This is a genomic window from Hyphomonadaceae bacterium ML37 (assembly GCA_027627685.1).
Lineage (GTDB): Bacteria > Pseudomonadota > Alphaproteobacteria > Caulobacterales > Maricaulaceae > Oceanicaulis.
Genome location: CP091241.1, coordinates 1,059,579 through 1,081,267 on the forward strand (window position 1 = coordinate 1,059,579; position 21,689 = coordinate 1,081,267).

General features: G+C 65.4%; 19 protein-coding genes and 1 tRNA gene. 16 read left to right on the forward strand and 4 right to left on the reverse strand.

The window, feature by feature from the left end; genetic code table 11:
* Positions 1-89 precede the first annotated feature (89 nt).
* From L2D01_05240 to solA, 3 genes are read left to right on the forward strand one after another with little or no spacing between them, the layout of a single operon-like run.
* Positions 90-875, forward strand: a complete 786-nt coding sequence (locus tag L2D01_05240) for a hypothetical protein (protein ID WBQ11187.1) — start codon at positions 90-92, stop codon at positions 873-875.
* The gene (locus L2D01_05245) at positions 872-1,315 is read left to right on the forward strand and encodes a hypothetical protein (GenBank protein ID WBQ11188.1); all 444 of its coding nucleotides are present in this window, start codon (positions 872-874) and stop codon (positions 1,313-1,315) included. Before L2D01_05240 ends, L2D01_05245 begins: the two co-directional genes overlap by 4 nt.
* Positions 1,312-2,427, forward strand: coding sequence for an N-methyl-L-tryptophan oxidase (gene solA / locus L2D01_05250; GenBank protein WBQ11189.1), 1,116 nt, complete (start codon positions 1,312-1,314; stop codon positions 2,425-2,427). Before L2D01_05245 ends, solA begins: the two co-directional genes overlap by 4 nt.
* Positions 2,428-2,431: 4 nt before the next feature.
* Here solA and L2D01_05255 read toward each other — a convergent pair whose 3' ends face one another.
* Both L2D01_05255 and L2D01_05260 read right to left on the reverse strand, forming a co-directional pair.
* Positions 2,432-5,008, reverse strand: coding sequence for a bifunctional aspartate kinase/diaminopimelate decarboxylase (locus L2D01_05255; GenBank protein WBQ11190.1), 2,577 nt, complete (start codon positions 5,006-5,008; stop codon positions 2,432-2,434).
* A gap of 113 nt (positions 5,009-5,121) precedes the next feature.
* Complete coding sequence (locus tag L2D01_05260) at positions 5,122-6,321, reverse strand: acyl-CoA dehydrogenase (protein WBQ11191.1); 1,200 nt, start codon at positions 6,319-6,321, stop codon at positions 5,122-5,124.
* Between the two features lie 139 nt (positions 6,322-6,460).
* On the opposite strand from L2D01_05260, the gene L2D01_05265 reads away from it, so the two are divergent.
* The 13 genes from L2D01_05265 (at position 6,461) to L2D01_05325 (ending at position 20,700) form a co-directional block, all read left to right on the forward strand.
* A complete protein-coding gene (locus tag L2D01_05265; GenBank protein ID WBQ11192.1) occupies positions 6,461-7,747 on the forward strand; it encodes a 3-isopropylmalate dehydratase large subunit in 1,287 nt (428 codons plus the stop codon).
* Positions 7,744-8,283 (forward strand): 3-isopropylmalate dehydratase small subunit, encoded by a 540-nt coding sequence (gene leuD / locus L2D01_05270; GenBank protein WBQ11193.1) that lies wholly within the window; start codon positions 7,744-7,746, stop codon positions 8,281-8,283. The genes L2D01_05265 and leuD overlap by 4 nt, the downstream gene beginning before the upstream one ends.
* The gene (locus L2D01_05275) at positions 8,280-9,164 is read left to right on the forward strand and encodes an oxaloacetate decarboxylase (protein ID WBQ11194.1); all 885 of its coding nucleotides are present in this window, start codon (positions 8,280-8,282) and stop codon (positions 9,162-9,164) included. Before leuD ends, L2D01_05275 begins: the two co-directional genes overlap by 4 nt.
* A gap of 549 nt (positions 9,165-9,713) precedes the next feature.
* A complete protein-coding gene (locus L2D01_05280; protein ID WBQ11195.1) occupies positions 9,714-10,481 on the forward strand; it encodes a DUF3800 domain-containing protein in 768 nt (255 codons plus the stop codon).
* A 1,354-nt stretch (positions 10,482-11,835) separates the two neighbouring features.
* Entirely contained in the window at positions 11,836-12,282 is a 447-nt protein-coding gene (locus L2D01_05285) for a hypothetical protein (GenBank protein ID WBQ11196.1), read from the forward strand.
* Positions 12,283-12,551: 269 nt separating this feature from the next.
* Positions 12,552-14,642 carry an amidohydrolase family protein gene (locus L2D01_05290; protein WBQ11197.1) on the forward strand — a complete coding sequence of 697 codons (2,091 nt, stop codon included), beginning with the start codon at positions 12,552-12,554 and terminating at the stop codon, positions 14,640-14,642.
* 105 nt (positions 14,643-14,747) lie between these two features.
* Positions 14,748-16,394, forward strand: coding sequence for an AbgT family transporter (locus tag L2D01_05295; GenBank protein ID WBQ11198.1), 1,647 nt, complete (start codon positions 14,748-14,750; stop codon positions 16,392-16,394).
* Positions 16,395-16,406: 12 nt separating this feature from the next.
* Positions 16,407-17,984, forward strand: a complete 1,578-nt coding sequence (locus tag L2D01_05300) for an AbgT family transporter (GenBank protein ID WBQ11199.1) — start codon at positions 16,407-16,409, stop codon at positions 17,982-17,984.
* Entirely contained in the window at positions 17,985-18,995 is a 1,011-nt protein-coding gene (locus tag L2D01_05305; GenBank protein ID WBQ11200.1) for a P1 family peptidase, read from the forward strand.
* 121 nt (positions 18,996-19,116) lie between these two features.
* A tRNA-Arg gene (locus L2D01_05310) sits at positions 19,117-19,193 on the forward strand.
* 184 nt (positions 19,194-19,377) lie between these two features.
* Positions 19,378-19,617, forward strand: a complete 240-nt coding sequence (locus L2D01_05315) for a hypothetical protein (protein ID WBQ11201.1) — start codon at positions 19,378-19,380, stop codon at positions 19,615-19,617.
* 285 nt (positions 19,618-19,902) lie between these two features.
* Positions 19,903-20,322 (forward strand): hypothetical protein, encoded by a 420-nt coding sequence (locus tag L2D01_05320; GenBank protein WBQ11202.1) that lies wholly within the window; start codon positions 19,903-19,905, stop codon positions 20,320-20,322.
* A gap of 99 nt (positions 20,323-20,421) precedes the next feature.
* Positions 20,422-20,700, forward strand: a complete 279-nt coding sequence (locus L2D01_05325) for a hypothetical protein (protein WBQ11203.1) — start codon at positions 20,422-20,424, stop codon at positions 20,698-20,700.
* Positions 20,701-21,159: 459 nt separating this feature from the next.
* Here the strand turns inward: L2D01_05325 and L2D01_05330 are convergent, their stop codons facing one another.
* On the reverse strand, positions 21,160-21,429 hold the full coding sequence (locus tag L2D01_05330; GenBank protein WBQ11204.1) for a hypothetical protein: 270 nt from the start codon (positions 21,427-21,429) through the stop codon (positions 21,160-21,162).
* A complete protein-coding gene (locus tag L2D01_05335) occupies positions 21,429-21,674 on the reverse strand; it encodes a hypothetical protein (protein ID WBQ11205.1) in 246 nt (81 codons plus the stop codon). The genes L2D01_05330 and L2D01_05335 overlap by 1 nt, the downstream gene beginning before the upstream one ends.
* Between the last annotated feature and the right edge of the window lie 15 nt (positions 21,675-21,689).

The following is a 21,689-nucleotide window of genomic DNA, read 5'->3' on the forward strand; positions in this document are numbered from 1 at the left end:
GGCAGGCCGCCCCGTCTCGACATTTGCCCTTGGCAGGCCGCCGCGCAGAACCCACAGTTATTGAGGCATCCGGCCTGGGGGGATTGCGCATGCGGTTGAGGCGCATCACAGACCATTTGAGAGATCAGAACTGGTTCGCGGTCGCGCTGGACTTTGTCATCGTCGTTATTGGTGTCGGCGCCGCGCTCATGGGCCAGCAATGGCTGAGCGAAAGGCAGGGCCGCGCGGACTATGAGCGCGCGCTCGGGGATGTGCGAGACCAGCTGTCGATCGTGTATTTCGCCTCCAAGGAGCGGCTGGCTATCGCGCCGTGCCGCAAGGCGCGCTACCGCGAACTGGGCGGGCTCCTCATGCAGACGGACCAGCCCTGGCCCGGCTCGCCGGGAACGTACGGACCCAATGAACTGGACTCGACCTTCCCGATCGTGCTGCGCTCGCCCTACCGCATCTGGACGTCGCGCATGTGGGACGCGGAGCTGGACAGCGGCACGTTCGACCGGATGGACAAGACCGTGCGCACGCTGGTCAGCTATACTTTCTCCTTCGGGGTGCAGGCCGAGGCGGTGCAGACCAGGGTGGGCGATATGGAGGCCAGCCTGCAGGCGCTGGCCTATCCGCTCGATCTGAGCCTTAGCGACCGGCTGCGCTATTACGACGTGCTGACGCGCGCTGATTCCGCCAGCCTGCTGATTGAGGTGCTCGCGGCCCAGAATATTGGCCGCATCGAAGCGACGGGCCTGCACCGTCCTGTGGATGACACCCAGATGGCGGCGCACCGCACCTATCTCGAGACCAATAATGCGCGGCTCGTGGACATTTACGGGGACTGCGTGACACCCATGGAATTCGATTATCTGGAAGACGCGGCTCGATGAGGCAGCCGCCCCGCCTCTTCCCCGCCATGCGCGCCCATAAGGGCGTCTGGACCGGGACCTACACCCATCTCGATGCGGACGGCCGCGAGATCGACCGGCACGCCGCGCGCGTTGTCTGCGAGTTTCCGGCCTCCGGCGATCCCTTCTACGTCCAGCACATCACATTTACCTGGCCTGACGGGCGAGTGCGTGAAGACCGGTTTGACGGGCGTGTCGAAGGCGACCGCATCGTATTCGACACGCCGACTTTCACCGGCGCTGCCTGGGAGAGCGGGCCGCATGTCCTGCTGCATCTCGACCGCAAGGATGAGCCGGGCGCCCATTTCGTCGAGATCATCGTGATGGCCCCGGACGGGCGCACCCGCGCGCGCACATGGCACTGGTTCAAGGATGGCGTGCTGGTCCGGCGCACGCTGTGCGATGAGCGGCGGGCGGGGTGAGCGGGCGCTGCGACATCGCCGTGATTGGGCTGGGCGCCATGGGCGCGGCGGCCCTGAGCGCGCTGGCCCAGGCCGGGGCGGACGTGGCGGGCTTTGAGCGTTATGACAGCCCCCACGATCTGGGCAGCTCCCATGGCGAGAGCCGCCTGGTTCGCCAGGCCTATGCCGAAGGCGAGCGCTATCTGCCCCTCGCCCGGCGCTCGGCTGAGCTGTGGCGGGCGCTTAACGCCAGGACGGGCGAAGCGATCTACACCGAATGCGGGGTGCATTACGCCGCCCCCGCAGGCGCACGCCTGACCCGCGACGTGGTCCGGGCGGCGCAGGCGGCCGGCCTGCCCGTGCGCAGGGGCGACGACCTTCCCGGCGCGGACCGCATCACCTGCCCGGCGGGTTATGAGCGCGTGTTCGAGCCCGAGGCGGGGTTCGCCCGCCCCGAAGCGGCGATAGCGGCCTGGCTGTCCCGGGCGCGGTCGGCGGGAGCGCGCGTGGCGATGCGCACGCCGGTGCGCCACATCGCGCGCACTCCGGATGGTTTCACGCTCGCGCTGGATGGCGGCGCTGTGAAGGCCCGCCGGGTGATTGTCACCGCCGGTGGCTGGACCGGTGATCTCGCCGCGCCGCTGCGCGCGCGCCTCACCCTCCAGCGCCGGGTGATGAGCTGGTTCGCCGATCCGGACGGCCTGCACGGACCGGAACACCTGCCCGCCTTCGTGATCGAGGCGCAAGGCGGCTGGTACTACGGCGCGCCGGCCATCGGGGCGGACGGGGTGAAGATCGGGCGGCACCATGGCGATCAGCCCTGCGCGCATCCTGACCAGCTTGACCGCGCCCCCGGGCCGGAAGACGCCGCCGATGTGACGCGGTTTGCCCGCAGCGCCTTGCCCGGTCTCGGGCCCATGACGCGCCAGGCGGTATGCTTCTACACCATGAGCCCGGACGAGGATTTCATCCTTTCCTTCGGTGAGCTGGACCCGGACATGGCGGTGGTGGCGGGCCTGTCCGGCCACGGCTTCAAGTTCGCTCCCGCCATCGGCGAGGCGCTGGCCCGCTGGGCGCTGGACGAAACTCCAGCCATCGATCTGTCCACCTTCGCGCTGGCGCGCTTCGGCTGAGGGATCAGATCACCGCCTCGCCCGCCGGGTCGCGCAGATTGTAGCGCGAGGCCATGACGGCACCGTAGGCGCCGGTTTCGGCGATCAGCATGACGTCGCCTTCATGGGTCTCGGGCAGCAGGCGGTCGGCGCCCAGAAGGTCAGCGCTTTCGCAGATCGGGCCGACGACCGACGCCATGCCGGCGCCGGGTTCGCCGAGCCTTGTAAGGTTCACGATCTCGTGGCGGGCGCCGTAGAGGGCGGGGCGGATCAACGAATTCATGCCCGTGCCCAGCCCGATAAACCGCGTCCCGAAGGCGTGCTTGACCTGGGTGACGCGCGCCAGCAGCACGCCGGCTTCGGCCACGGGATAGCGGCCGGGCTCCATCCACAGCTCAAAGCGCGGATGGGCTTTCTTCAGAAGCGCCAGCTCCTCGTCCACGCGCAGAAGATCAAGCGCGGGCGCGTCCGGGCTTTCGGGCACGCCCAGGCCCCCACCGCAATTTAGGATGCGGGCATCTGGAAAAGCCTGCGCTGCCTTGGCCAGGATCGCGCCGATTTCGCGCCAGTGGTCAGGGTCGGTGACGCCGGAGCCCGCATGGGCGTGCAGGCCGATCACCCGCGCCCCGGCGGCGTCGGCGGCGGCGCGCGCGTCGTTGAGGGCGTCCAGCGGAATGCCGAACTTGGCCTTGGGGCCGGCGGTCTTGACGTGCTGGTGGTGGCCGCGCGGCCGGTCGGGATTGACTCGCAGGATAATATCCGCGCCGCGGAACACGTCTGGCCAGTGGGTGAGCGGGTGCAGCCCGTCAATGGTCAGATGGGCGCCGAAGGCCACCGCCGCCTCATACTCGCTGCGATGGGCGAAATTGGGGGTGAACAGGATCTCGTCCGGGCGGATGTCGGCGAAGGTCTCGCGCACCCGCGCGATCTCTCCCGGCGAAACACACTCAAATCCCAGTCCGGCCGCCCGGATCGCGCGCAGCACGTCCGGGTGTGCATTGGCCTTCATGGCGTAGAAGGCGCGCGACAGCGTCCTGATCCCCGCCACGGCGCGGGCGCGGGCGCTGACGGTTTCGAGATCATAGACGTAGAGCCCGCCGGTTGGCGGCGCGACATCGAGCAGCGCGTCGCGCTTGCGGGTCCACCAGGGGGCCGGGCGCGCGGGCTGGGCCGGACCGGGCCGTGCGAGCTGCGCCCAGCTGGGGCCGAACACCGCGCCTTCGGGCGCCGTGCTGATCAGCTCCTCGTGCAGGCGCTTGGCCAAAGCGGCGCCCTCGGTCTCGTCGACCACCACGGTGAAATTGAGATCATTGGCGGCCTGGCTGACCAGCCGGATCGGCTTGTCCTGGAACATTTCCAGCGCCGGGGCGAGCTGGTGCAGAATGCGCCGGATGCCATAGCCCAGAAGGCTGACCGCAGCAGCGTCCTCGATGATCTTCACCCGGCACAGGGGCGCCAGCGTCTCGCGCAGTCGGTCAAGGCGCGCCTGATCGAGACCCGGATCGGGATCGAGGCTGACCGTGACATTGGTTTCAGAGGTGGAGACCAGATCCACCGACACGCCGCACGCCTTGAACCCGGCGAACACGTCGGCGAGGAAGCCGGCTTGGCGCCACATGCCGGCGCCCTCCATGACCACCAGGCGCACGCCGGTCTTGACCGACACGGCCTTCAGGCGCGGCGCGTCATCGCCGGGGGCGCCGGTGATGCGCGTGCCGGGAAGCTCGGGCCGCAGGGTGGAGCGCACCTCCATGGGAATATTCGCCCGGCGCGCGGGGCCAATGCAGCGCGGATGCAGCACCTTGCCGCCCATGGTGGCGATTTCCTGCGCCTCTTCATAGGACAGGGCGCGCAGATGCCGGGCGCCTTCGGTCAGGCGTGGATCGGCGCTGAACAGGCCGGGCACATCGGTCCAGATTTCGAGGCGCGCCGCCTGCAACCGTGCAGCAAAATACGCCGCTGACGTATCCGACCCGCCCCGGCCCAGCAGCACGGTGGCGCCGCTGGCATGGCGCGCGATGAAGCCTTGAGTGAGGACCAGATCGGCGCCAGAAAGTGTCTCTTGCAGCGCCGGGTCGGCGTCCTCGCCCGCGCCATTGTCGAGCCAGGCGCGCGGCTCGTCGGCATTGTTGAGGGCGGTGAGGGCGTCGCGGGCATCCAGCAGCACCGGATCCAGCCCGGCGGCTTTCAGGCATTCCAGTCCCAGCACGCTGGCCATCAGCTCGCCCTGGGCCATCAGCTCGGCGCGCAGGCGGGCGCTGGCCTCGCCCGAATAGCCGATCCCGGCGGTGCGCCGGTCGATGAGATCGAAAATCTCCGCCAGCAGCGTATCCGCGTCGAGGCCCGCGGCGGCGGCGAACTCGCGATGGCGCGCCTTGACCGCTTCAGCCGCCGCCTCGCCGGCGCCCGCCAGCGCGGCGGCAGGCAGGGCTTCGAGCAGGTTGGACACGCCGGCCAGCGCCGAGTGGACGATCATGACCCGCTCGCCGGCCTCAAGCCGCGCACGGGCGATATCAGCGATCACGCGCCACCGTTCCGGAGTGGCCACGGAGGTGCCGCCGAACTTCATCACGATCCAGGGACGGGCGGCAGATGCAGGCATGGCGACGATCCGGTTAGGTCTCACAGCGGGGCTGTGTGACATAGCGCGCCATGCTGCACTGCGCAAAGACGTTCAGCGAGGGGGTGCAGATCCCCGTCCCCCGCGCTGCGATATCAGTAAAACGCCTGCAATCCGGTCTGAGCGCGGCCGAGGATGAGGGCGTGCACATCGTGCGTGCCCTCATAGGTGTTGACCGTCTCCAGATTCACCGCGTGACGCAGGATATGGTATTCCTCGGCGATGCCGTTGCCGCCATGGATGTCGCGCGCCTCGCGGGCGATGGCCAGCGCCTTGCCGCAGTTGTTACGCTTCATCATGGAGATGGCCTCGGGCACATAGGCGCCTTCGTCCAGCAACCGGCCCAGGCGCAGCGCGCCCTGATAGCCCAGTGCAATCTCGGTCTGCATGTCGGCCAGCTTCTTCTGCACCAGCTGGGTGCCGGCGATGGGCTTGCCGAACACGACACGCTCCATGGCGTAGTCGCGCGCCGCGCGCCAGCAGAACTCCGCCGATCCCATCGCGCCCCAGGCGATGCCGTAGCGCGCCTTGTTGAGGCAGGAGAACGGGCCGCGCAGACCCTTCACATTCGGCAGGAGGGCGTCTTCGGGCACCAGAGCGTCGCTCAACGAGATCGACCCGGTGACCGAGGCGCGCAGCGACATCTTGCCCTCAATCTTCGGGGTCTCGAAACCCTTCACGCCGCGCTCCACCACGAAGCCGCGAATGACGCCGTCGAGCTTTGCCCACACCACCGCCAGATCGCTGATCGGCGAATTGGTGATCCACATTTTCGAGCCGTTGAGCAGGTAGCCGCCATCGACCTTTTTGGCCGTGGTGCGCATGGCGCCCGGATCCGATCCGCCATCCGGCTCGGTCAGGCCGAAACAGCCAACCCATTCGCCGGTGGCGAGCCTGGGCAGGTATTTGCGTTTCTGGGCTTCGGTGCCGAAGGCTTCAATCGGGTACATGACCAGAGAGGACTGCACGCTCATCGCCGAGCGATAGCCTGAATCCACCGCCTCGACCTCGCGCGCGATCAGGCCGTAGGCGACATGGGACAGGCCCGAGCCGCCATATTCTTCGGCCACCGTGGCGCCCAGCAGGCCCAGCGCGCCCATTTCGGTCATGATCTCGCGGTCGAAGCGCTCCTCGCGATAGGCGCTTATCACGCGCGGCATCAGCTTTTCGCGGCAATAGGCGCGCGCGCTGTGCGCGATCATGCGCTCTTCTTCGCTGAGCTGATGCTCCAGGTGGAGCGGGTCTTCCCACGAAAAGCTCAGCGGGGTGTTATCTGCAGCGTCCAGCGCGGCCATGGGTCGTCTCCTCATCGTGGCCTGCCGCGCGCGGGCTGGCGCAGCGTGCAGGCTCGGGTTCGAAATGTTATAAAGATATATCCTTTGATCGGAAACCGTTTGCGCGTGTAGTCTGGCAGTGTGGTACTGAGGCGGAGCTATGGCGGCAACCCTTGTAGAGAAGATCATGGCGCGCGCAGCCGGGCGCGACACGGTGTCGCCGGGCGAGATCGTGACGATCGCGGTGGATCTGGCGATGGCCCATGATTCGTCCGGGCCCAGGCGCTGGCAGGCGCGGCTGGAGGCGCTGGGGACAGGTCTGTGGGACCCGAGCCGGGTGGTGATTGTGTCTGACCATTACGTGCCGGCCGTGGACGCCGAATCCGCCGCCATCCTGCAGGTGACCCGGCAGTTCGCGAGCGATTACGGCGTGAAGAATTTCTATGACATGAAGGGCATCTGCCATGTCATCCTGCCCGAAAACGGGCATGTGAAACCGGGCATGGTGATCGCGGGCGGCGACAGCCACACCACGAATGCCGGCGCGTTCGGCGCCTATGCGGCCGGGTTCGGCGCCACAGACATGACCGCCATCGTGGCGACCGGCGAGACCTGGACCGTGGTGCCTGAAACGATCCGCGTGGAGATCGCCGGGGCCTTGAGCGCAGGCGTCACGGCCAAGGACATCATGCTGGCCCTGTGCCGCGATCTGGGCATGGGCAATCATTTCAAGGTCATCGAATACGCCGGCGCGTGCGTGGACGCGATGGACATGGAAGCGCGCACCGTGCTGGCCAATATGGCCGCTGAGCTGGGCGGCGAGACCGGGCTGATCGCGCCGGACGAGACGACGCTGGCTCATATCCGCGCCCATGGCGGCGCGGTGGATGACGAGGCGATGCAGCGCTGGCGCTCCGACCCGGACGCGGCGTACGCGCAGGTGTTCGATCTGGACACCTCCGCACTGAGCCCTCAGGTGGCCGCGCCGCATTCGCCGGCCAATAGCGCGGACGTGGGCGTCCATGCCGGCACGCGGATTGATCAGGCGTATATCGGCGCCTGCGTGGGCGCGAAGCTGAGCGATCTGCATATGGCCGCCTCTGTCCTGAAGGGCCGGAAGATCGCCCCCGGCGTGCGCCTGCTGGTGGCGCCGGCCTCCTCCAAAGTCACGGCGGCGGCGGCCAGAGACGGCACGCTGGAGGCGCTGGTGGAGGCGGGGGCTGTGGTGCTCGCCTCGGGCTGCGGCGCGTGTGCGGGACTGGGCGCCGGCCTGCTGGCGGCGGGGGAGGTGTGCATCTCCTCGACCAACCGGAATTTCAAGGGCCGGATGGGCCACAAGGATGCGTCGGTGTATCTGGGCTCACCCTATACCGTGGCGGCCAGCGCGATCGAGGGCCGCATCGCCGATCCGCGCCCCTTCCTCAAGGACCGGAGGGCGGCGGCATGAGCGTGCGCGAGGGCCGGGCCTGGGTCTATGGCGACGGGATCGACACCGATCTGCTGGCGCCCGGCCACGCCATGAAGAAAAGCCCGGCAGAGCTCGCCAAGCACACGCTTGAAGCCATCGACCCCCATTTTGCAGCGCACATCAAGCCCGGCGACATGCTGGTGGCCGGCGCGGACCTCGGCATCGGATCGAGCCGGGAGCAGGCGGCGATCTCGCTGAAAACGCTGGGCGTTTCGGCGGTGATTGCGAAGATCTTTGCGCGCATATTCTACCGCAATTGCATCAATATCGGCCTGCCCGCGATTGTGTTCAATCCGGCCGGCCGCATCCATCCCGGCGACACGCTGCGCCTCGATCTGGCCGCCGGGCGCCTGTCCAACCTGGCCACGGGCGAGACCTGGCCGGTTCCCGCGCTGCCGCCCCACCTCATGTCCATGATCGAGCAGGGCGGACTGATGGCGAGCCTGACGGCCCGCTTTGCTGACCCCGCCGCCCGCCACCCGATGCCGCCCCGGCCCCAGGGAGCCACCCAATGACCGACCTCAAATCCCGCCTCAACAACGGACCCGCCGTCCTGGCGCCGGGCGTATATGATGCGCTGAGCGCGCTGCTGGTGGCCGAAGCCGGGTTCGAGGCGGCGTATCTGTCGGGCGCCTCCATCGCCTACACCCAGCTGGGGCGCCCCGATCTGGGCCTGGTCAGCGCCAAGGAGGTCGCCGACACGATCGCGCGCATTCATGAGCGCACGGACATCCCCCTGATCGTCGACGCCGATACCGGCTTTGGCAATGCGCTCAACGTGATGCGGACGGTGAAAACCTTTGAGCGGGCGGGCGCCAGCGCTATTCAGCTGGAAGACCAGCAATTGCCCAAGCGCTGCGGGCATCTGGCCGGCAAGAGCCTGGTGAGCCTCTCCGAGATGGCCGGCAAGGTGCGCGCCGCGGTGGATGCGCGCGCCAGCGAGACCACCCTGATCATTGCGCGCACCGACGCCATCGCGGTGGAGGGCTTCAATGCCGCGCTGGACCGCGCCGAGGCGTATCTGGATGCGGGCGCCGACATCCTCTTCATCGAAGCGCCCCAGGACATGGCCCAGATGAACGCCGCCGCCGCCCGCTTCGCCGGCCGTGCGCCCCTGCTGGCCAATATGGTGGAGGGCGGGCGCACCCCGATGCGCACCCTCGATGACCTGTCGGGCGCCGGATACCGCCTCGTGATCACGCCCGGCGCCCTGGTGCGCGCCCTGGCTTTCATGGCCCGCGACTTCCTCAAAACCCTCAAAACCGACGGCGCCACAGCCCGGTACCGCGACCGCATGCTCGATTTCGGCCAGCTCAACGCCCTGCTCGGCATTGACGAGATGAAGGCCGACGGCGAGCGCTATGATGCGGGCGAAGCGCCGAAAGCGGCGGAATGAGGGGGGCGGGCTGGCGGGGGCGTGTGAGAGCGTGAGAGTGTGAGAGTCGGCGCTGAGCCTGAATTCTTATCATGATTATCACCCTCCCGCTTTTCCGGCCGTTCGCGTGCGAGGCCGCCTGGCGCCCCTGCAATCGGGACGCGGCGGATATTCCGGCATGAGAAAGAGCGGCCCGAAGGTTACACCGGCGTGGGGCGGGGGTGGATAAGGGGGGTTGTGGTCGCCAGGCGGTTCAAGGCCGGGGGCAGCATTGCGTGATATCGTGAGCGCATGGTGGATTTCGGGTCGACGAATGCGCTGCTGGGAATTGAATAAAGGGAGGCGGACGACGAGGGTCATGATGCGGGGGTTGTTGGGGCGCGTGTGAAAACGGCCCCAAAATTGTTGCATGAAAAGTAATGTCGATTTTAGTTGAATTTTTACGTGGTGCCCTTATTTTTGTGAGTGGCCACGGAGCGTATGAACCGTGTCCGATTCCGGAGCCCGTGCACAATATCGCGCGGGCTTCCGCGTATTTGGGGGTTCAATCCAAGCATGCATCTAGCTTTCTTGGACGAGTTCGGACATTGCGGACCTTACATAGCTAGGAGCGATCCGCGCTACAATCAAAGCCCCGTTTTTGGTTTGGCGGGTTATGTAATTCCCCACATTGAAGCCCGTAATTTTGCAACATTCGTTCTTAAACTTAAGAGTACGATGCTGGCAGCTGATTTGGCTCACGTCCGAAAGCATCCTGCGACGTGGGAGAAAAAAGGAAGTGCGCTAATCACGACAAAGAATATACGTAAATATGCCCACATCAGGGAGGGGCTGTCCCGCTTTCTAAACGAGCTTTATAAAAGAAGAGGGCGAATTTTTTGGTACGGTCGGGAAAAGTATTTATCACCAGAGCAAAGTCGCCCGAGCGGCTTGTATGCCACTGTGCTAGGGCACTCCATTAGGAGCCTGAACGATTTTGTGGAAGGAAACAACAGTCAATTTATGATGATTCTCGACCAGCACTCGGACCGTATTCGCCTTATTGAAACTGCTGCAAAGACAATGTTTAGTCCGGAAAATCCAACACGTTCTTTAATTGAACCGCCGTTTGAAGTGGAGAGCCACTTATACCAGACGATACAAGCAGCGGACTGGATCGCAACTTTGGTCGGCCGATTGCTCACCCACCAAGTTGCACCACAAGCGTATTCTGACTGGGAGTGGTCGGAGAGGCTATTTGGGGAAAAGGTCCGCTCTCTGTCAACGAATAGCCGCCTTTGGAGGCCGCGCCCCAAGACTACACGGCCATTGGCGTTTGGCCCGCCAAAAGAAAGATGAATAAGGAATTCGTTTTTAAATCGTAGTTCAAAAAATCTTTAATAACATTCATAAAAATCCATCCGTTTTACTCAAATTCAACCCCCCACCCCCGCATGAAAACTCTTCACCCATTCGGCTTCCTGCACCACGGCCTCGCTGTCCATGCCCTGGTGCAGGCGCCAGCGGGAGACTTCTGCCCAGTCCCACAGGGGGCTGGCGGTGGTGATTCGCGCTTTTTAGGGCGGGGAAGCCGGCGCCGCGCTCGCCGCTGACATAGTTGGAGATGGCTGAGCGGGTGAGGTTGGCTCGGGCCGCGATCTCCGACTGGCTGACCCAGACATCCGGCTCCAGCCGCTCGATGCGGGCGCCTGTCTTCTCTACGTCGCGGCAGGCGGAGGTGACGGCGTTTGCAAAGCTGTCCGCCTCGCGGGTTAAGGCGGCAATGACGGCGCCGCGATGCACCGTTAGCGTCGCGTCATCCCAGCCCGCCTCAAAAAAGCGATCCTAGAAATCATCCGCGTGCGGGTCGACGCCGGAGACGATGAGGGCGAATTCATAAGCGTTCATGGCGGGGCTGCGTCCTGGGGCGGGGCGGGATCGTAACGTCAGATTCTGTGAGCTGTGAACATTTGTCAACGGGTGGGAGGAGCTTCCTCTCCCCCCTTTATGGGGGAGAGGATAAAGGTGAGGGGGCGGCGCCGGTCCGGCCCAACGCGGCGGCGCAAGGTGAGACGGAGAGGTCCGCCCCCCTCACCCTACCCTCTCCCCCACAAGTGGGGGAGAGGAGGCTTTGACGCCTGGGGGTTTACCGGCATCGCTTTCGCCTGGCCCAGCCGGGAAGGGCGTTCGGGTTGCTTGATCCACACGCCCGCCAAACCCGATTGGCGAGTCTCCCGCAAGGCGTCTCCGGCGCGTCAAGGCCAAGCCTTCAGCCTGCCGCAGAGCGGTGCCTCGGATCAAGTCCGGGGCGGCCTTGACCCGCCGGAGCGCTTGCGAGTGAGGCCCCCAAGAACGATCCGGGGGATCGTTCGACGGGCCGAACGGGCTGCCGTGGGGTTTAGGGGGAGGATTGGGCCGGGAGCGGCTTGACGCCGGTTATTCCGGCGCCATTTTCTTCCCCCGCTTGCAAGGGAGGTGTCCGCGAAGCGGACGGAGGGGGGGGGACACACCGCTCCGCCTGCGCCGCCCCCGATGATTGACCGCCTGATCCCCCCTCCGTCTGGCGCTGCGCGCCATCCACCTCCCCCGCGCGCGGGGGAGGAAAGCCGTGTGCGCGCACGCCCCGCCTCCCCACATTTCCATTGCGTCTCAATGACTTATGTGACCTTGTCGGCGGCACGGCGCAGTCCGCGCCGCTTCGGGGAGTCTGTCCATGCGTTGTTTGCCCACTCAACTGACCGCCGCTCTGATCGTCCTGGCTGCGGGCGCTGCGCCTGTGATGGCGGACGAGGTGTGGTCCACCCCGTTCGGGGACATGCAGTGGGAGACCACGCTGCGCGATATGGCGGTGTTCAATCTCTATGGCGACGGGGTGGCGCCGTCGGAGATGCGCCTGTTCCTGCCGGACCTGCAGAATGATGTGATGGGCGGGCGCGGCCATTATTCGGGCTTCTGGACCGCCGAGAGCGGCTCGCCGGCGTGCAGCGCGGCGCTGACCGATCCCATGGGCACGACCACCTATGACTGGGGCCGGGTGGAGCTGACCTTCGACAATCCCGAGTTTCCGTCCAGCTGGACGGCCCGGTTCGGCGTCTGTTTCGGCGAGCCGGTGGAAGAGTTCCGCGGCGAGACGCCGGCAGGTGCGGGGACGGGGAAGTAGGGGGCTTCTGGCCCAAACCCTCACCGCTGTTTTCCCGGACAGCCCCGGCCTTGAGCCGGGGCTGTCCGGGACCCATCCCCGCTCCTTTGAGCCGCCTCGGCGTTGGAGATGATCAGTGGATGGGTCCGGGGCCGGCTGCGCCGCCCGGGAAAACACGGTGGGTTGATCTCATCCACCCCAGCCCCGCGTTATTCTATAACGCGCAGACAGGCCCGCGCCGCGCATGCTAACCCTCTGACCGAAACAGATATTCGGCGGAGGGTGTTGAGATGCGGGTCATGATGCGGTTGTGGGCGGCGGTGCTGGCGGCGCCTCTGGTTCTGACAGCGTGTGGCGAGGACGCCGGCACGGCGGATGAGCCGGGCGCGCCCGAAGCCGATCGCTGGGGGCAGAGCGAGCCTGCCGACGCGGTCTTTACTGTGCTCACCAGCGGAACGGCCATCGGCGCGCTGGAGGTCTGGCGCGAAGAGGTCGGCTACGCTATCGGCTATGAATTCCGCAATAACGGGCGCGGGCCGACCTATCAGGAAGATATCCGCCTCGACGCCGCCGGTTATCCTGTCCACTGGACGGTGGAGGGCGCGACCACGTTCGGCAATCAGGTGGACGAAATGTTCCATCGCGATGAGGCCGGCGCGCGCTGGCGTGATTCCACCGGCGAGGGAGAGGCGTCGCCGGACGGCCCGGCGCTCTATGTGCCGCAGAACGCCAGCCCGTATGCGCTGGGCCTGGCGGCGCGGGCTTTGATGGCGGCGCCGGAGCGCACCCTGCCGGCCCTGCCCGGCGGGTCGCTGCGCCTGGACCCGGTGGAGACGCTGGAGGTGACCCATGCCGATGGCGGGGTGCGTGCGGTGAGCGTCTGGGCGCTGTCAGGCACCAGCCTGAACCCGTCCTGGGTGCTGATGGACGGCGAGGATTTCTTCGGCACGGTGTCGCCGCGCTTTGCGGTGCTGGCGCAAGGGTTTGAGGGCGAGGATGCACGCCTGCGCGAGCGGGCGGGGCGTTACGAGTCCGAGCGCTATGGCGCCATCCAGGAGAGGGTCGCGCGGCGATACGAGACGCCGGTGCGCATCGCCCATGTGCGCGTGTTCGATCCTGATGCGCTGGGCCTGACGGATCTGGTGTCGGTACGCGTGGAGGGCGAGCGGATCGTGGCGGTGGAGGCGCCGGACGCGCGCCAGACCGGCGAGACGGTGATTGACGGCGCGGGCGGGACGCTGGTCCCGGGCCTGTTTGAGATGCATGCGCATTTGAGCGAGACGGCGGCGTTTCTGAACATTGCCGCAGGCGTGACCAGCGTGCGCGACATGGGCAATGACAATGACAGCCTGGACCGGCTGGTGGCCGATATCGAGGCGGGCCGGGTGGCCGGGCCGCGCGTGTTCCGCAGCGCCTTCATCGAGGGGCGCAGCCCGTTCAACTCCAATTCCGGCGTGCTGGTGGATTCGGTGGAGGACGCGGTGGCCGCCGTCCACGCCTATGCCGACCGGGGCGGGTTCCACCAGATCAAGATCTACAACTCCATGAGCCCGGACTGGATCCCCGAGGTGATCGCCGCCGCGCGCGAGCGCGAGATGCGGGTGTCGGGCCATGTGCCCGCCTTCACCAATGCCGACGCCATGATCGCGGCGGGCTATGACGAGATCACCCATATCAACCAGCTCATGCTGGGCTGGGTGCTGGATGAGGGCGAGGATACGCGCACGCTTCTAAGGCTGACCGCGCTCAAGCGCCTGCCCGATCTGGATCTCGACAGCGAGGCCGTGACGGCGACGCTGGACGCGATGGTGGCGCGGGGCGTGGCGATCGATCCCACCCTGGTGATCCATGAATCGCTTCTGCTGTCGCGCAATGGCGAAGTGAACCCCGGCGCGGTGGATTATATCGATCACATGCCGGTCTCGGTGCAGCGCTCGGCGCGCAGCGCCTGGGTGGAGATTGCCTCTGATGCGGATGACGCGGCCTATCGCGGCGCGTTCGACCAGATCATCGAGACCCTGCGGCGCATGCACGCGCGCGGGATTTTCCTGGTCCCCGGCACCGACACGGGCGGCTCCTTCACCTTCCACCGCGAGCTGGAGCTGTATCAGCAGATCGGCATGAGCCCGGCGGAGATTCTCGCCTGGGCCGGTCACGGCATGGCCGAATATCTGGGCGCGGGCGACGAGGTCGGCCGTATCGCACCGGGCTATCTGGCGGACTTTTTCCTGGTGCCGGGCGATCCCACGGCGGACCTGAAAGCCATCAAGACCATCGCCATGGTGGCCGCTGACGGCGTGATCTATTTCCCGGCGGATATCTATCCGGAGTTCGGGATCAGGCCGTTTGCGGACGCGCCGGCGGTGAGCGTGGCGGAGTAGGGGAGCGATTCCTCCCTCACCTCCCCACGGCGCCGGGCGGGTTTCCAGACGGGCTGCGGCGCGCTAATCCTTTGGCAATCATGCGCGGACCGGAGGGGGAGTTCCATGAGCGACGAAGTGCGCAGCAGCGGCGGCGCCGAGCGCCAGACCGGCATTCTCGGCCTGATCGAGCGGGCCGGGAACCGGCTCCCCGACCCGGCTTTCATCTTCTTCTATCTGATCCTGTTCATGGTGGTGATCTCCACCATCGCCTATTTCCTGGGCTGGTCGGTGGCCCATCCTACCTTGCGCGACGCCGACGGCGCCCCCCAGGCGGTCAACGCCATCAGCGCGCTGCACCCGGACTCCCTGCGCCATCTTCTGGTGGACATGCCGCGCATCTTCACCAGCTTCCACCCGCTGGGCTATGTGCTGGTGGTGATGCTGGGTGCAGGCGTGGCCGAGCGGGCGGGCCTGTTCGGCACGGCGATGCGCGCCGCGGTGCGCGACGTGCCGCGGCTGCTGCTTACCCCGGCGGTGGCGCTGGCGGCGATGATGGGCAATCTGGCCGCCGACGCGGCCTATGTGGTGCTAATCCCGCTGGCCGCTGTGATCTACGCAGCCGCCGGACGTCACCCCATCGCGGGCATTACGGCCGCCTTTGCGGGCGTGTCGGGCGGGTTCTCGGCCAACCTTCTGCCCGGCCAGCTGGATGCGCTGCTGTTCGGCATCACCGAAGCCACGGTGGTGGCCCTCGATCCGGGCTGGACGATGAATATCGCGGGCAACTGGTATTTCATCGCGGCGATGACCTTCCTTTTCCTGCCGGTGATCTGGTTTGTCACCGACCGCATCGTGGAGCCGCGCCTGGGCCAGTGGACCGGCGGCACGGTGGCGGGCGGCGCGCCCAGGACCGGCGATGAAGACCCTGAAGGCGAAACCACGCCGGCGCAGAAAAAGGGCCTCGCCCACGCCGGGCTCGCCGTGCTGGCGGTGTGCTTTGTCTGGCTGTTCCTGACGGTGGATCTGGTCAGCCTCATCACCTTGGGCGGGGTCTCGCTTTATGGCGGCAATGCGCCGCTCTATGCGGGCGATCCCGAGCTCAGCGTGGCGCAGAATCTGGTGCCCTTCTTCTCGTCCCTGGTGGCGGGCTTCATGATCCTGTTCATCTTCGCCGGCATCGCCTATGGCCGCGCGGCGGGCACGATCAAGGACCATCGCGACATCGTCGACATGATGGCCGGCGCCATGAAGGACATGGGCTATTATCTCGTGCTGGCCTTCTTCGCGGCCTATTTCGTGGAGATGTTCAACCAGTCCCAGCTGGGCCTGATCTCGGCGGTGAACGGCGCCAACGCCATTCAGGCGTCCGGCCTGCCGCTGCCTATCGTGCTGGGCCTGATCGTGGTGTTTGCCGCCATCCTCAACCTGTTCGTCGGCTCGGCCAGCGCCAAGTGGGCGCTGATGGCGCCGGTGCTGGTGCCGATGCTGATGCTGCTCAATGTCAGTCCGGAAATGGCCACCGCGGCCTACCGCGTGGGCGACAGCGCCACCAATATCATCACGCCGCTGATGGTGTATTTCCCGCTGGTGCTGGTGTTCGCGCGCCGCTGGGTGCCGGAGTTCGGCATCGGGTCGCTGACCTCGGCGATGATCCCGTATTCGATCTGGCTTCTGATCGTGGGCATCGCGATGACGGTCGGGTGGGTATATCTGGGGCTGCCGCTGGGGCCGGGCGCGGATGTCGCCTATACCCTGCCGGCAGCCGGCTAGGAGGGCGCCGTCATGGCCAGGACAGACGAGACAGGCGCACGCCGCGGCGGGTTTCTGGATGCGGTCGAGCGCTTCGGCGACCGGCTGCCCGATCCGGTCTTCATTTTCGTCTGGCTGATCGGCATCCTGATGGTGATGTCCGCGGTGGCGGCCTTCGCGCAGTTCACCGCGGTCAATCCGATCACCGGCGAAACGCTGATGGCCCAGTCGCTGTTCTCGCGCGACAATGTCCAGCGCCTGCTGACCTCCATGCCCGACACGCTGACCAGCTTCACCCCGCTTGGGCTGACTCTGGTGATCATGCTGGGCGCGGGGGTGGCCGAGCGCTCCGGCCTGTTCTCCGCCGCGCTGCGCGCCGGGCTTCGCAACGCCCCCAAAGCCGCCATGACGCCCATCGTCATGCTGCTGGCGCTGGTGGCGACGCACTCGTCGGATGCGGCCTATGTAGTGCTGATCCCGCTGTCGGGCGTGATCTATGCGTCCGTGGGCCGCCACCCCATCGCCGGGATCGCGGCGGCGTTTGCGGGCGTGTCGGGCGGGTTCTCGGCCAATTTCATGCCCGGACCCATCGATGCGCTGATCCTGGGCGTGACCGAGCCGGCGGTGCACATCATTGATCCGACCTGGACAGTGAATGTCGCGGGCAACTGGTATTTCATCCTGGGCATGGCGATCGTGTTTTTCCCCATCGGCTGGTTTGTCACCGACAGGATCATCGAGCCGCGCCTTGGGACATATGTCCCCACCGGCGATACGCCCCTGTCGAGCCAGAAGGGCGACAGCCAGCTGACGGCGCAGGAGCGCAAGGGGCTGTGGCTGGCGCTGATCGGCTTCCTCGGCGTGACGGGGCTGTGGCTCCTGCTCACCTTCGGGCCGGGCCAGTATCTGCAGATACCCGGCGCGCCCTGGGACCAGCGCCTGAACCCGATGCTGGACAGCCTGATCGCGTATTTCTTCCTGCTCTTCCTCATTTGCGGGGTATGCTTCGGCATTCCCACCGGCACGATCAAAAGCCATCGCGACGTGGTGCGCATGTCCACCGAGGCGATGAAGGACATGGCCGGCTATATCGTGCTGGCGTTTACCGCCGCACACTTCGTGGTGATGCTCAACTGGACGGGGCTGGGCGCGATCACGGCCATTCATGGCGCCGAGGCCGTGCAGTCGGCCGGCCTGCCCGCGCCGCTTCTGCTGGCGGTGATGGTGCTGCTGGCCGCCACGCTCAATCTGGTGGTGGGATCGGCCAGCGCCAAATGGGCCTTCATGGCGCCCTTCCTGGTGCCGATGCTGATGATCCTGGGGATCAGCCCGGAAATGACCACGGCGGCCTATCGCGTGGGCGACAGCGTGACCAATATCATCACGCCGCTGATGGTGTATTTCCCCATGGTGCTGGCCTTCTGCCGGCGCTGGAATCCCGAGTTCGGGATGGGCGGGCTCCTGTCGAACATGCTGCCCTATTCCTTCGCCTTCCTGATCGGCGGGCTGGCGCTGACCATTTTCTGGGTCTGGGTCGGACTGCCCGTGGGGCCGGGCGCGCCCATCGGCTATGTCATGCCCGAAGGCGTGACGCCCGCGATTGGCGGCTAGATGGCCGGGCCGGGCCCGCGCAATGACCTCACGGACGTGGCCGGGCTGCGCGTCGGCCAGGCCGAAGACGAAAGCGTGCGCACCGGTGTAACGGTTGTCCTGTGCGATGCGCCCGCAACCGCCTCGGTCGATGTGCGCGGCGGCGGGCCGGGCACACGCGAGACCGATCTTCTTGGGCCTGGCGCGCTGGTCGAGCAGGTGGACGCCATCGCGCTCTCCGGCGGCTCGGTCTATGGCCTCGCCGCTGCCGACGGCGTGTGCGCCGGTCTCGGCGCGCAAGGACGCGGCTATGGCCTGATGAACCTGCCCGGCGTGCCCAAAAGCCCCATCGTGCCGGGCGCGATCCTCTATGATCTGGCCAATGGCGGCGACAAGGACTGGGGCCAGGCGCCGCCCTATCGCGCGCTGGGCCTGAAGGCGCTTGAAGACGCCGCCGCCGGCGCGCCCGTACGTCAGGGCCGGGCCGGGGCGGGCTACGGCGCGCGTGCAGGCGCTCTGGCCGGCGGCACGGGCAGCGCCAGCTATGTGACGGATGACGCAATCACCGTGGCGGCGCTGGCGTGTGTGAACAGTTTCGGCTCGGTGCAGATGCCCGGCAGCGAGGCCTATTGGGCCTGGCCGTTCGAAATCGATGGCGAGTTTGGCGGCGCGCGCCCCGACAGCGCCCGTGCGATCAACGCTGAAGACTGGGGCGCGGCCAAGATGGACCCGAGATTGCTGGCCAACACCACGCTGTGTGTGGTGGCCACCGATGCGGCCCTGACCAAGGACCAGGCCCGGCGCCTGGCCGTGATGGCGCAGGACGGGCTGGCGCGCGCGATCCGCCCGGCCCATGCGCCGTTTGACGGCGATGTGGTGTTCGCCCTGTCGACGGCGGCGCGCCCCCTGCCGGACCCGGCGCCGGTCTCGCTCACCCGGCTGGGGTCCATTGCGGCTGACTGCCTGGCGCGCGCCATCGCGCGCGGCGTTCACGCAGCGCAGGGGCCGGGGCAAGGGCCGGGGCAGGGCTGAACAGGCAGGCCCCGGGCGGCTCTGCACCGGCGCTGCAACACGCCGCCGCGCACGCTTGCCAAGCGCGGCGCCCGCCGCTAGTTTCCGCCCTCTCGTGATCGGGGCCACCCCGATCCGGCACGCGCCCGTAGCTCAGCTGGATAGAGCACCAGACTACGAATCTGGGGGTCAGAGGTTCGAATCCTTTCGGGCGCGCCATCTCTAATTTTCCGCCGCAAATATCGCCTAACGCCTTGAAAGGTAACGATATTTTGGGTGTTCGAAAACCGTGTTCACGGTCGTAGGATAATTGGTCTGCAAATGCCAATTTTAGCACTGTTTGACGGTGCTCAATACTCCCATTTTCCCATATTTTCCAAGGGCTTGATAGGAAGTTCATCGAGTGTTCGAACGATTCCTCGTAGGTATCGATCGGTTTGCCGCATTTTTCGATCTTTTCACGCATGACCAGGCGCTCACGTTCAAGACTGCCAATGCGCTTTTCGTATGCGCGGATGACGGATTCGCTATCCGCCTCGACCAAGCGGTCCATCAGCTGTTCAATCTTCCGCTCTACCTGGGACAGTTCCGCTTTCATGGACTGGCCGTGTTTTTTCATGGCCTCTTCGCGTTGATCCCATAGGTCGCGGAACATCGACGATGCGAGATCGAATAGCTCTTCGCTGGGCACGAGAGCCTTCAGGAGGGCTTCGAAGTCACCTTCGACAACTTCCCTGCGGATCGACTTGCCTTTGGCCTCGCAGCCCTTCTGGTAGCAAAGATAATAGGGGTAGCGCTTCTTCTGCCCCTTCGACCAGCAGGCCGTGAGCGGCTTGCCGCAGCAGCCGCACTGGACGAAGCCGCGCAATGGAAAATCGTCGCTGATATCCTTGCGAGCCGGTAAGCGCGCAACGCCGTTCAGACGCTGATGGATCTTCTCGAACGTCTCGAAGTCGATCAGACCTTCATGCTTTGCCGGTCGGAGCTCAATATCCCAGCGCGGCAGTTCGAGATAACCGGCATAAAGCGGCTGGGTCAGGATATCGTTGACCCGCTGGCCGGTCACTTCGCCGCGCCGATTTTTGGGGAAACAGGTGTGCGATTCAAAAAAGCGCATCACTTCGGCTTGCGTCGAAAACCGCTCGTTCGCGTAGCCCTCAAGCCCTTCCTGGACCACAGAAGCCAATGGTTCGTCCCGAACGAGCACTTTGCCCTGGCCGCTCATACGCTCGAATCGATAGCCGAGCGGAGCCTGGAATACCCAGTAGCCATTCGATGCACGGGCACGCATCCGGTTGAGGGTTTGCTCGCCGTTCTTCTGGCGCTGGTGCTGAGACACGCTCGCTAGAAGGTTCTCGATCAGCTGGCTATCGCTATCCTCTCCAAACTCGATAGAGGGAGATTCAAGAATCCCGCCCGCTTTGGTCAGCGCGGAGCGCAATTCGAGGTGGGCTTGCAGGCCGCGCGCAAGGCGGCTGATATCGTCGATGATGACGACATGCGGATTGCGCTTATTTTGTTTGAGAAAGCCCAGCATGCGTTGCATGCCAGGGCGATTGATGAGGCCGCCAGAGGCATCGTCCGTAAAAACGTAGACGACCTGATATCCGCGCATCGCGGCATATTCGCGGCAGCGCGTTTCCTGCGACTTCAGCCCGGTTCCGCGCGTGGTCTGCTTCGTGTCAGACACGCGGCAATAGATAACAGCCTTCTTTCCAGTATTTAGTATTTCCATCGAATCCCTAGCCATCCGATCTGCGCTCGGCTGGCCCCTCAATTTTTTGTTTGGTGTTTGTTCCGATGTTATCACACCTGGAATCTCCACGAATAGCCTCATTTTTCGCGAGTTGAACGGGGTGAACGCCCCAGGCCGCATCAATGAAGGCCGTCATTATGTTCGAGAGTTTGTGGATAAGGTCATGAGCTTGTTCCTCCGAGTATCCCAAGGACCGAACGCGCTCGACATGCTTTTTGTGTATATCTTTCACAGAGCAAATCTCCTCTGTTTTGGGACGAGCCCTCGCCCCAATGAATTTCTCCACGCTAAAATTATCAGACGAGCCCAAAAAATCTGGGGCTTAACGCAAAATACCTTAAATATTACATCGTCTTATAATAAATATTATGCCATAAAAAATCGCTAAAACGCAAGCTCAGAGCCAGTTTAAGCTTGCTGCGCCGCACGCTATCGAGCGCGCTCGAATTGCGCTTTCGAATATCCGCCAAGGCGAGAGAATGTGTGATGCGTCTCAGCTTTCATTCTTGCGCTCTCTAAGGAGCGCTTGAGACGCTGAATGCGCTCTTCGTTTTCCTTGGCGATCTTGCGATGAACATCGGCGGTGATCGCAACGGCTGGCCTCAGATCGAGAGAGGCCGAAGGCTTCGGGCGAGTGCGCAGCCGCATCAGCATCTCGGACTTGGTCGAGATGCTCGCTTGTTCGCTTGGCGCGCTCATCAGCCCCGTTCCCTATCCTGAGATTTGGAGGGGCGATCCTGCTTCGGGGCGTTCAGCCGATCCTTCGCGGAGCGAAGCACGATCTTTCCATCCACCGGCATCGCGTCCAGGGCGATGGTGTGGCCCTTGCCGTCCTTATGCGGGAAGGCCGCGCCGACCTTCGTGAAGTGCGATTTGTCATCCCGGTCGGTCTTCACCTGATAGGCGGTGAAGCTAGGGCGCTGTTTCTCGTTGCGATCACTCATTTTGAACACCTCTTG